Origin of the sequence: Deferrivibrio essentukiensis, assembly GCF_020480685.1 — a bacterium.
GTDB classification, from domain to species: domain Bacteria; phylum Chrysiogenota; class Deferribacteres; order Deferribacterales; family Deferrivibrionaceae; genus Deferrivibrio; species Deferrivibrio essentukiensis.
Genome location: NZ_JAJAFU010000035.1, coordinates 1 through 6,565, shown reverse-complemented (window position 1 = coordinate 6,565; position 6,565 = coordinate 1). Strand labels below are relative to the sequence as shown.

At 37.4% G+C, this 6,565-nt stretch carries 6 protein-coding genes; 4 read left to right on the top strand and 2 right to left on the bottom strand.

Features of this window, described 5'->3' with window-relative positions; genetic code table 11:
- Nucleotides 1-243: 243 nt before the first annotated feature.
- The 4 genes from LF845_RS11440 to nrfD (LF845_RS11425) all read left to right on the top strand — a co-directional run bounded on the left by LF845_RS11440 (nucleotide 244) and on the right by nrfD (LF845_RS11425) (nucleotide 5,015).
- Complete coding sequence (locus LF845_RS11440) at nucleotides 244-705, top strand: DUF134 domain-containing protein (RefSeq protein WP_242821148.1); 462 nt, start codon at nucleotides 244-246, stop codon at nucleotides 703-705.
- Nucleotides 706-925: 220 nt separating this feature from the next.
- Nucleotides 926-3,253: a molybdopterin-containing oxidoreductase family protein gene (locus LF845_RS11435; protein ID WP_242821147.1), complete on the top strand. Its 2,328-nt coding sequence runs from the start codon at nucleotides 926-928 to the stop codon at nucleotides 3,251-3,253.
- A gap of 12 nt (nucleotides 3,254-3,265) precedes the next feature.
- Entirely contained in the window at nucleotides 3,266-3,820 is a 555-nt protein-coding gene (locus LF845_RS11430) for a 4Fe-4S dicluster domain-containing protein (RefSeq protein WP_242821146.1), read from the top strand.
- Nucleotides 3,821-3,830: 10 nt separating this feature from the next.
- Nucleotides 3,831-5,015: an NrfD/PsrC family molybdoenzyme membrane anchor subunit gene (gene nrfD, locus LF845_RS11425; RefSeq protein WP_242821145.1), complete on the top strand. Its 1,185-nt coding sequence runs from the start codon at nucleotides 3,831-3,833 to the stop codon at nucleotides 5,013-5,015.
- 12 nt (nucleotides 5,016-5,027) lie between these two features.
- Here the strand turns inward: nrfD (LF845_RS11425) and LF845_RS11420 are convergent, their stop codons facing one another.
- Together LF845_RS11420 and nrfD (LF845_RS11415) are read right to left on the bottom strand one after the other, a co-directional pair.
- Nucleotides 5,028-5,345 (bottom strand): DUF134 domain-containing protein, encoded by a 318-nt coding sequence (locus LF845_RS11420; RefSeq protein WP_242821144.1) that lies wholly within the window; start codon nucleotides 5,343-5,345, stop codon nucleotides 5,028-5,030.
- Nucleotides 5,346-5,356: 11 nt separating this feature from the next.
- On the bottom strand, nucleotides 5,357-6,565 hold a 1,209-nt coding region (gene nrfD / locus LF845_RS11415; protein ID WP_423220585.1), incomplete at its 5' end, for an NrfD/PsrC family molybdoenzyme membrane anchor subunit.

Below are 6,565 nucleotides of genomic sequence, written 5' to 3'. Positions count from 1 at the left end.
CATAAAACCAATCAATTACATAATTCCATTAAAAAAAACGGGGAGACTGCAAAAACTCAAATTAAAAAAAATTTTTACCTTTTAATCATATGCTCTTATTTAAATTCTAAATTCAATATATTAGAATTTTTCGATATTTAGCATATGCCTATTATTTTTGTATGATTTTATTATTGACATATGACTAAAAAATTGCTATTCAAACGATAGTTCATTATAGGAGTTCATTATAGGAGAGCATTTATGTCAAGACCACCTAAAAGAAGACTTGTAAAACATAGACCAAGGTTCTTTAAATTTGGTCCTATTTGCAATGAATGCACTGAAGTAGATACCATAGAAATGACTATAGACCAGCTTGAAGCAATGAGGCTTGCTGACCTTGAATGTCTAAGCCAGGAGGATGCTGCCGAATCTATGAAAGTATCAAGACAGACATTTGGCAGGATAATTGAGCAAGCCAGAAAAATAGTAACAGATGCACTTATAAACGGAAAAATAATTAAAATCGGGTGTGATGAATATATCGACTTCCATAGCAGGGAGTTAAAGTGCATTAACTGCGGTCACGAATGGGAAGACAACTCGGGCTTTATACCGGATAACCTATACTGCCCGGCATGCGGTTCAAAGGATATTATCAAAAGAAAAAGATGCGGACAAGGGTGTGAATGCCCTCTAAAAGTACAAACACCTTTTATTTAATATCATCACCTAATCATTAGTTCACAACTGTACTCAAAATTTTAATCTTTTGCTCATAAAAATCAAATAATACTCGAACACTCTTTTTTTGGGAAAATTTTGAGCATTTGCCATAAAGTCTTGAAGAATAAACAAAAAAAAGTATTGACAGTTATTGTCATAAGTTTTATTTCAAACCATAGCTAATTAAGTTTTTATCAATAAAAACAGGGAGGCAACAATGTCTTTATCAAAAGCCAAGCTAAGTAGGAGAAAGTTTCTTACTTTAAGTGGTGCTGCTTTGGCTACAGCAACAGCTGCTTCAAGTTTATCTTCCCTTAAAGCAGTTGCTTCAAGTGGCACGCACTCAGCAACAACAAACTCTAAAGGTAGAAAGTTTGTCTACAGCTCATGTGCTATCTGCGTTAACAAGTGTGGTCTTGTGGCAGAAGTAAACAATGGTGTAATCAGAAAACTTAACCCAAATCCGCATTTCTTTAAAAGCAGGGCTATGCTTTGCGCAAGGGGAAATGCAGGGGCAAAAGTTCCTTATGACCCGGACAGATTAAAAAAACCTCTAATAAGAGTAGGTGAAAGAGGTGAGGGCAAGTTTAAAGAGGTAAGTTGGGAAGAAGCTTATAATTACATTGCCGAAAACGTGTTAAAAGTAATTAAAAAGTATGAAAACCGTTCTGCAATTGGTTTTGCATCAACTGAAGGTTTTCAGGAAGAGTTTTTTATCCATCTTGCAAACATAGTCGGTTCAACAAATACAGTAAGACACCCTACCCTCTGTCTTGCTTCTAATATTCAAGGATATTCTTCAGTATATGGCACATACCCAGACGCAGACATATTAAATGCTGACTTTGTAGTTATGGCTGGTTCAAACAGAGCAGAAGCTATCATAACTCCTGACACTATCGATATGGCCAAAAACCACAAAAAACAGACTTTAGTATGTATCGATCCAAGAGCTACAAAAACATCTGCTATTGCTGACAAATGGTATCCTATAAAACCCGGAACTGATTTGGCATTAGTCCTTACAATGATCAACATAATCATTTCTGAAAATCTTTACGACAAAGAATTTGTTGAAAAATATACTCACGGTTTTGCTGAGCTTGCTGAACACGTTAAGCAATACACAGCTGAATGGGCTGAAAAAGAGTGTGAAATTCCTGCAAGTGAAATTTACTGGCTTGCAAGAGAATTTGCAAAAAATGCTCCCCAATCAGTCTGGTATCCTGGTCGTAGAAGCTCATTTTACGCAAATGACGTATACTACAGAAGAGCTTGCGCAATATTAAATGCAATAGTTGGTGCCTTCGATAGAAAAGGGGGACTTGTACCAAAGAGGGGAATAAAGCTCAAGAAACACGACTTTGAATTCCCACTTTATGATTTTACTAAGAAAAGATTAGACGCTGGTGCACTACCTTTCTTGGATGAAAAATTGCCTGAAGAATTCAAAGCATCTGCAGGTCTTCCAACTGATAGTTGTGCATACATTTCTGAAAAAGATGGTAGCTGGATAGTTTACAGGGATGCTGCCCTTGCAGGAAATCCTTATCCACTTAAAGGGATGTTTATTTACAAGCAGAATCCTGTTGAATCTGTGCCAAATAGAAAGAAAACTGTAGAGTTTTTAAAACAGATGGACTTTGTCTGCACAATAGATGTTACAATGAGTGATACTGCATTCTATTCAGATGTTGTGTTGCCTGAGTCAACATATCTTGAAAGATGGGACCCTGCTGAAAGTCTTGGTGGTATCGTACCTATAGTGGTTACAAGACAACCTGTAATTGACCCACTTTTTGATACAAAATCTATGCACCAGATTACTGTAGATTTGGCTAAAAAGTTTTATGACATGCCTGAATTTTGGGAAGATTCAACAGAAGAGGATAGAGAATATCTCAAAAAGTATATCAAAGCAGTTGATGTGCCTATGGAGCACCTCGTGGAAGAATCTTTGTCAGGATATCCTGGCGCATTCAAGATGCTGATGGAAAAAGGTGTATTTTATCTTAATGACAAACCTGTGTATGGAAATCTTTTAAAAGAAGGTACAAGACTTAAAACAAGGACAGGAAAGATAGAGCTTTACAACGTCAAGTACGCAGAAAGGGGGCTTGACCCGCTGCCTGTTTACAGAAAGCCATCTCAAGGAAAACCTGGTCAATTTAGATTTGTAGTTGGTCGCCATGGTCAATTCACTCATGCATCTACTCAAAACAACATATACCTTCTCGAATCTTATGGTGATTATGAAAACGCTCTTTGGATAAACTCAAAAGTTGCTTTAGAAAGAGGACTTAGAGCAGGAGATAAAGTAAAAGTCGTAAGCAAGGCAGGTGAGCAGATAGTAAAGGTGATGCCTACTGAATTTATCAGACCTGACATAGTTTACTATGTACACGGCTTCGGTAGACTTTCTAAAGGATTGAGTCTGGTATACAATAAAGGCGCTTCTGAAGCTGCAATTTTATACGACTATGTCGAAACTATTTCAGGTAACGCATGCTTACATGAAACATTTGTAGATATTCAAAAAGTTTAATAGGGGTGCACAATGAGTAAGAAAAAGTACGCAATCGTCCTTGACGATTCAAAGTGTATAGACTGTAAGGCTTGTACCTTGGCCTGTAAAATGGAAAATAATGTCCCTACTGGGCTATATAATTACAGAATTTGGGTAGCTGAAAAACCTGTTAGAGGACACTTCCCTAACATAAAAAGAAGCTTTCAGCCCTCCCAGTGCCAGCAGTGCGAAAATCCTCCATGTGTTCACGTTTGTCCGACTAAAGCTTCTTATCAAACAGAGGATGGTGTAGTACTTGTTGACCACGACAAATGTATCCTTTGCAAATACTGTATGACTGCCTGTCCATACGATGCAAGATATGAAAGTAGTAATGTGCATGCCATTGATAAATGTACCTTCTGCTATCACAGGTTGCCTGAAGGGAGAGAGCCTGCTTGTGTGGAAACTTGTCCGCCAAAAGTAAGGGTCTTTGGAGATTTAAACGACCCTAACAGTGAAGTGTCAAAACTTTTAGTTGAGCATGAAACATTTACATTAAAGCCTGAAAAAGGCACAAAGCCTAAGCTTTACTACATAAGATAGGGAGGATAATATGACTACCCGTACTGAAGCTATTGGAACTAATATTTTTGAAGGGAATAAAGGGATTTCCAATATCTGGCTTGGCTTATTTTTAGTCTTGTCTGCGTTGGGAATTTATGGTGTAGGTAATATAATTATTAATGGACATGCTAGTACTCTTGGAGTTACCAGAACTGTACCATGGGGAATTCTCATATCAACATATGTATTTTTTGTTGTATCAAGTACAGGACTCTGCCTTATATCATCAATGGGGCACGTATTTGGTATTGAAAAATACGAAGTTATTGGTAAAAGGGCAATCATTCTTGCTATTTTCACGCTTCTTTGCGGTTTTGGCGTAATCGGAATGGAGCTTGGTCACCCATTCAGGATGCTGATTTACAACGTAATTTCACCTAACTTTCATTCAACAATCTGGTGGATGGGTACGCTTTATGGTGTATATCTTGTGTTTATTGGGATAGAATTTTTCTTTCTCATGAAACACAACCACAAGGGTGCCTTTTATGCAGGTCTTGGTGGATTTTTAGCTGGTATTTCAGCACACTCAAACCTCGGTGCGGTATTTGGCCTTCTTGAGGCAAGGCCTTTCTGGCATGGCCCATATTTACCTATATACTTTATCCTGTCAGCACTTATATCAGGATGCGCCCTGATTATTATTATCCTTAATGTAGCTCACAAAGGGCCAGCTAATATGCCTGTAAAAGAGCAGCAGGCACTTCTTGGTATCTCAAAAATATTCGGACTTCTTATTGGAATATTGATATTCTTTGATATTTGGAAGTTAATAAGCTCAATTTACGGTGCTCCACCTGAAAAATATGAAACCGTAATGCAGTTATTAACTGGTCAGTTATCTACAAATTTCTGGCTGTTTGAGACTGTATTCGGACTCTTAATACCTTTTGGAATTATCCTATTCACAAAAGGAAACAACATAAAAGCATCACTTGTAGCAGCTTTATCAGCAGTGATTGGTATCTTTTTCATGAGATATGACCTTGTAATTGCTGGACAGCTCTACCCAATGAGAGCTGCTACACCCGGAGCAGGCGTCCAAGGTGCAACAGCAAGTGGTTTTGTTACATACACTCCATCTTTCACTGAAATTGCAATAGTAATAGGAGCAATATCTTTCTGCTGTTTCTTATATCTTGCAGCAGAAAAGTTTTTAAACCTAAATGAGTAAAGAAGAAGGCGACTATTCGTCGCCCTCTTCTTTTTCTTTAATAATTTCAACATTTCCGCCTTCAATAACGAGTTTTTTCCCTTCCACTATAAATTCAGAAAGTTTTCTTCTTGCCTTTTCAACAACTCTTGAGAAAGTAGGCCTTGAAATATTCATCAATCTTGCAGCATCTTCATGGCTGAACCCTTCAAAATCAGCCAGTCTGATGGCCTCATATTCATCTAAGGTCAAGCCAATCTTTTTTAGCCTTGCAGAAGGTATTCCGCTCGGTTTAAATTCCGACTGAGTCGGTGTTGACCTTACCACTCTTAATTTGTCAGTCCTAGCCATGAAAACTCCTTTTAGTGATGATCTTCAGTGTCCAAATTCAGAAATTTTTCTGCCATAAAATAAAGGAATAAGAACAATCCCCAACCAAGTGCAAAAATCATCCACTCACCGGCTGACGGAGAATACTGAACGAGTCCGTTTACAGCCTCAACACCTGAACCTTCAAGAGCTTTTCTCATTGGTGGCAATTGACCTGCTACCACAAAGTCATACCTTGTAAAAAATAAACCTATCATATAAACTATGCCGGCCACGCCAAGTGCTTTAGTATTTTTTGCCTTAGTAAACACAATTATTAAAAATGGTACAATTACAGCAAGACCAAGCTCTCCAACCCAGAAGTTTTTACTCAGTGGCCCTTTGATAAGTGCCATAGCTGACAAATATGCATCACCTGGCTGAGTATAAATTGAAGATAAAATCTTCCAAAGATATAAGAATGCCATTAATGCGATTCCCATACCCATAATTTTACCAAGAGCATTCATTGTACCATTTAATTTTTCAGGTACATTCCAACCATATATAATATTATGGATAACCATTAAAAGTGCTGCACCAGCAGTAATTCCTGAAATTACAAGGAAAGTTGAAAAATAAACTCCATGATAGAATGGTCTTGCATTTAATGAACCAAAAACATAACCAAGGTTACTTGTAGCAAGCACACCAACTAAAAGTGCAAAAAATCCAACCACTTTTGCTGTTTCATGGTCTTTAGCGGTTTGATTTGGCTTGAATACAAGATAAAGTTCAATTGCAAGAATTACAAGCTCTATACCATAAAATACACCCATCCAAACAATTGGTGCACTTAAGTTTGGAGAGAGAATCATATAAATCATAAGTCTTATCGGGTGACCTATCTCCATTCCAATTTGTGTAAAACCTGCAAGGAGAATCACAAACGCCATTACTACAATTCTCTTACTTACTTTAGAATATTTCTCAAAACCAAAGGCATGACCAAGACCACCGATAAACGCTAATCCAGTAGAAGTAATTACAAAATATGCATAAGTGGATATCAATAGTCCCCAAGGAACTTCCCTTGTAACGCCATAAACTGCTTCATGACCTTTAAATAGCACTTGCAAAGTAGCATAACCACCTATAGCAAGCAAAATTAGTCCTATTATTATGAAAGGGATAGGCGCTTTGCTGGGATTTATCTGTATTAAACTATTACCTGTTTTTTCTACATGAGTTGACATTTTTTC

Coding starts and splice junctions, on each gene's coding strand:
- LF845_RS11435 (WP_242821147.1), top strand. CDS start 926: ATGTCTTTATCAAAAGCCAAGCTAAGTAGGAGAAAGTTTCTTACTTTA.
- nrfD (WP_242821145.1), top strand. CDS start 3,831: ATGACTACCCGTACTGAAGCTATTGGAACTAATATTTTTGAAGGGAAT.
- LF845_RS11420 (WP_242821144.1), bottom strand. CDS start 5,345: ATGGCTAGGACTGACAAATTAAGAGTGGTAAGGTCAACACCGACTCAG.
- LF845_RS11430 (WP_242821146.1), top strand. CDS start 3,266: ATGAGTAAGAAAAAGTACGCAATCGTCCTTGACGATTCAAAGTGTATA.
- LF845_RS11440 (WP_242821148.1), top strand. CDS start 244: ATGTCAAGACCACCTAAAAGAAGACTTGTAAAACATAGACCAAGGTTC.